The sequence below is a fragment of the Candidatus Methylacidiphilales bacterium genome (genome assembly GCA_025056655.1).
In the GTDB taxonomy this organism is placed as follows: domain Bacteria; phylum Verrucomicrobiota; class Verrucomicrobiia; order Methylacidiphilales; family JANWVL01; genus JANWVL01.
This window is the reverse complement of record JANWVL010000167.1, coordinates 1-4,707: the sequence shown is the minus strand read 5'-3', so window position 1 is coordinate 4,707 and position 4,707 is coordinate 1. Positions and strand designations below refer to the sequence as shown.

The following is a 4,707-nucleotide window of genomic DNA, read 5'->3' as shown; positions in this document are numbered from 1 at the left end:
ATATATTCTGGATATATCGCTGGACGAGAGATAAAAACCACTAAACGATTAAAATTAATTAGCTGCTACTGTGATCAAAAATTAATTAAAGAATATCAGCTTAAATACGATATGTGTCCAACAACTATACAATCCAGAATTAAATCTATACAAGAGGTTGCAGGCAATGGCCAAGCATTTAGGCCATTATTGTTTGAATATCTTAAGGACGGGATAAATATCACTCAGCCATCCAATGCATGGACTTTACAAAATAGCTATAACCTTCCCTATCCAGTAGTTAAAAAACGGCTTTTTTATGGTAAGGAAAAAGCAATTCCTACTGGTGCTCAGTTTGTAGATCTAAACGCTGATGGGCTTTTTGATTATGTATATTACTATGTTCACAAACAAAGTGGAGTGATCGAAAAAGGAGCATATATCAATACTGGTAGTGGGTGGCGTAAGGATCAAAAATACGATCCTCCCATACCAATTAGCGATGAATTCTCAACGAATCGAGCACAATTTATAGATATAGATGCTGATGGATTTCTAGAAATAGTAGAGCTTCCTACCTATGAGTCTTTAAGAGACCGAGTTGTAGTAGGAAATTTTTATAGAGGTTGGCGTGGCGTATATAATGCTTGTGAGGATTATTTTGAATACCACAATACTTTTGACAGCTCTACTTCTAGCCGTTCATCCAACAAGATCTACGAAGAATACCTAACATACGACTCTGGGCCTTATGTATCTGAGTCAAATACCCACAAGGGGGGGTGTCATCAAACTTATAAAAATGATTGGAATTATGTATTAGTAGAAGTTAAAGCTAAAGGACAGTCAGAGATTAACTCTTTTGCTGGTAAAGTTTATAAACACGACGGAACAAGTTGGAAAGAGTTCTCATCTTTTCGATTACCTATCTCAATTGGTGGTCCAGATGGATTTGGATGGTTGGGGCTTCAATTTGCTGAATTAAACGGCGACGGATTACCAGACATTGTCCAAAATTATAAAAATCAAGTTAAATCAGCATGGATTAATACAGGATCTGGATGGATTATTTCAGAATCATTCACTCCGCCGATGGCCATTTATCAAGATGATGATACTAATTCTGACGTATTAATTCAGGATATTAATGGGGATGGACTTAGCGATGTAATCTCAGCAAAGGAAATTGAAGTTACTGAGCCGGTATCTGTAGTTAACAAGCGTTTAGTTTTAGGTAAGACAATAGACATACATAGTTCTGAACACAAGGAGTCAACTGCGCATGGTGAATGTTTTGCCTCAAATAGCAAATATTGGCGAAGAACTATGATAGACTTAAAAGATGTTTCTCTATCTTATCCTCAAAAATTTTTAAAAACAGATAGTCAAGTATATTTGAACACTGGAACTGGATACCAGATCAGTAATGAATATAAATTACCGTGCCCGTTGGTTCCATTCGATAAAAACCAAGATACAGGAACTCGAATTACAGATCTCAATGGTGACGGACTTCCCGATATAATACAAAAAAGATTTCTTAAAACAAAGAAGGGTATACTCAAGCCCGTAGTCAATAAAGCGTATTTCTTCACTCGTAGAACTTCGTGTCAGAAACAGGGGAATGCCACCTGGTGGGATGGTAAATCTTGGCAAGTTAGGAAAAGACTTGGATTGAATCCCAATTCTACCATGGCTTCCTATCAAGGTCAATTATATCAAGATATGTTATGGCATGATAACACTGGTTGGCAATTAGGTGATCTTGTTTACGAATGGGTAGAGGAGATAGTTGATGAGGAACATAATTTCGTGTATTTGAATACAGGCAAAGGATGGACTAAAGGCCCAGAATCTCTCAAGCTGCCTTGGTATACTGCATATCATGATCATGGCACATCTCATCATCACAAAATGGGATTAGCTTTAGTAGATATAAATGGGGACAGGCTTCAAGATATAGTAGTTAATCGCTGGGTCAATCCTACAATTACTCATTCTGCAGCATGGCTAAATAGAGGTGGACGATCTTGGGAATACGTTCCTGCGTTTATTCCACATCATCATATTGAGGGAGATGGTGCCGATGATGTTGGAACTCGCATTGTTGATATTAATGGAGACGGACTAAATGATATTTTGTGGCATCGTGAGGTGATTGGTTCGAACACGCAGATTGTAACAAGCATTAATCGCGCTAAGGGCCCTCTATTGTCGTCTGTGACCAACGGTTACGGATATAAAATTAAGATCAACTTCGGCCATATGAGTGATCCAAATCTTTACACAAAAGACGTAGGGGTAAACGCTGCAGTTTATCCAATTATAGACGTATATGGATCAACTCCACTGCTTGAATCTATAGAGAAAGAAGACGGTGTTGGAGGTTTTGTTAAAACATCCTATAAGTATACTGGAATGAAAGTTCATGCATTAGGCCGAGAGCAGCTTGGCTTTCGTTGCATTGAGGAGAAAGATCATTTAACGGGTGTTACTATCCGTAGTATATATCATCAAGAGTTCCCTTTGGATGGAGTAATAAAAGAAATCGAAACACGATCCTCAGAGGGAATTCTACTTTCTACAACTAAAAATACATGGAAATACAAAATCTATGATGGAATCGAAAATACAAAATACTTTTTCCCATACCTTGAAACTGGTATCGAAAGCACGTATGAATACAATACAGGTCAGCTAGTTTCATCAGTTACTACAACCTCTAATTACGATGATTTTGGCAATCTTATAGAATCTGTAATTACAGATAATCAAGGGAAAACAAAGATTAGCAAAAATTTATATAATAACTTCACCTCAAATGGTAAATGGATTTTAGGACGACTTTATCAATCCTCCGTCGTTCATAAATCTTCTGGTCTTCCAGATATTGTCCGCACAAGTTCATTCTCATACAATCCTAACACTGGAATTCTAGCTTCTGAAACTATATCACCGAATCAGCCTGACTCTGTAACCACCACTTACGAACACGATGGCTTCGGGAATGTTCTCTCAAATACTGTTACTGCTAATGGTGTCCAGACACGAGTAACTATTAATAAGTATGATTCTAAGGGTCGTGACATCAGCTCTGCAACTTCACCTCTAGGGCATAAAGAGACAATTAAGACCAATCATTTGGGAACACCTCATGAAATTACCGGCCCTAATTCTATTACTACTACTTATGAGTATGATGGAATGGCTCGCAAAATTAAAGAAACAAGGGCTGATAATACAGTTACTACAATTAGTTACCAATGGGCTCAAGGAATGGCTGATTCACCCATTCATGCATCGTATGCTATAATCACTTCTACTACAGGTTTATCACCTGTGACTGTTTTCTATGACCGTTTGGGCCGTGAACTTCGCGCAGTCACACTCTCTCCAGATGGTAGAAAGATTTACGTTGATAAGATTTATGATTCTAAAGGACGACTTCATAAAGCCTCAGAGCCGTATTTCTTGGGCTCCGCACCGTTATATTCCACACATATCTATGACATATTAGATCGACCAATAGAACACATCCGTCCGGACGGTGCTCGTTCAAAGATTTTTTATGGAACGCTTAGCACTACTACTATAGACTCGGAGAATCGAAAACAAATCCATACCTTTGATCGAGAAGGAAGAATTACATCCGTAACTGATAATGCCGGCCAAACTACTCACTACAAATATGATGCTGTAGGGAATCTAATACAGACCATTGCTGCAGATGGAACGGTCACTGATATTCAGTATGATCCAACGGGGCGTTTCAAAATATCTATGAAAGATCCTAATATGGGGACTTGGTATTATAAATATAACGCCCTTGGTGAGCTTATAGAACAAGTCGATGCAAAAGGCCAAAAAGTGAGTATGAAATATGATTTACAAGGTCGTCTAATCGAGAGAAAAGAGCCCGAGGGCACAACTATTTGGACATACGATACAGCTCAAGGTAGGGGAATTGGCAAGCTTGCTTCAGTTTCAGGACCCAACGGTTACCTTGAGACTTACATCTACGATAACCTTGGTCGTCTACAGAGCACAACAACAACTGCATTCGGAGTCTCCTACACCCACGTCACAGAATACGACTCCTTATCACGACCATATATCATCACATATCCATCAGGTTTGCAAATCCAAAACCACTACAACAGCCATGGAGCTCTTCATAAAATTTCTTCCCCCAACAATAACACCATCTATTGGCAAGCGATCGAGTGGGATGCCAGAGGTAACCTTGTAAAAGAGCAACTCGGTAATGGTTTAATTACATCCCGCTCCTATCGACCTGAGAATGGCTTTTTGCAATCCATTCATACTCAATCTGGGGCAGTTAAAGTCCAAGATCTATCCTACCAGTTTACACCGTCCGGTAATCTTGCCTTGCGGACAGATCATCGCATAAATAAGACTGAAACTTTCCAATACGATAATCTCGCTCGCCTCGTCACGGCCTCTGTCAACGGCCTTCCTGCTGAGTCCTTCACCTACGACGCAGTTGGCAACCTAAAATCCAAAACCTACGTTGGCGCATACCAATACAACAATCCCTCCGCCCCTCACCGCATAAGCTCAATTACACTCGGCACTCAGACTCGCACCTTCCAATACGATGCCAATGGTAATCTGATTAATGACGAAATACGCACATACCAATATGCCTCACACAATAAACCGATTCTCATCACTAAAGGCATTCCTTCTCTCGGTGGAGTGACGATC

At 39.5% G+C, this 4,707-nt stretch carries 1 protein-coding gene; it reads left to right on the top strand.

Features of this window, described 5'->3' with window-relative positions; genetic code table 11:
- On the top strand, nt 1-4,707 hold a 4,707-nt coding region (locus NZM04_10840), incomplete at both ends, for an FG-GAP-like repeat-containing protein (GenBank protein ID MCS7064512.1).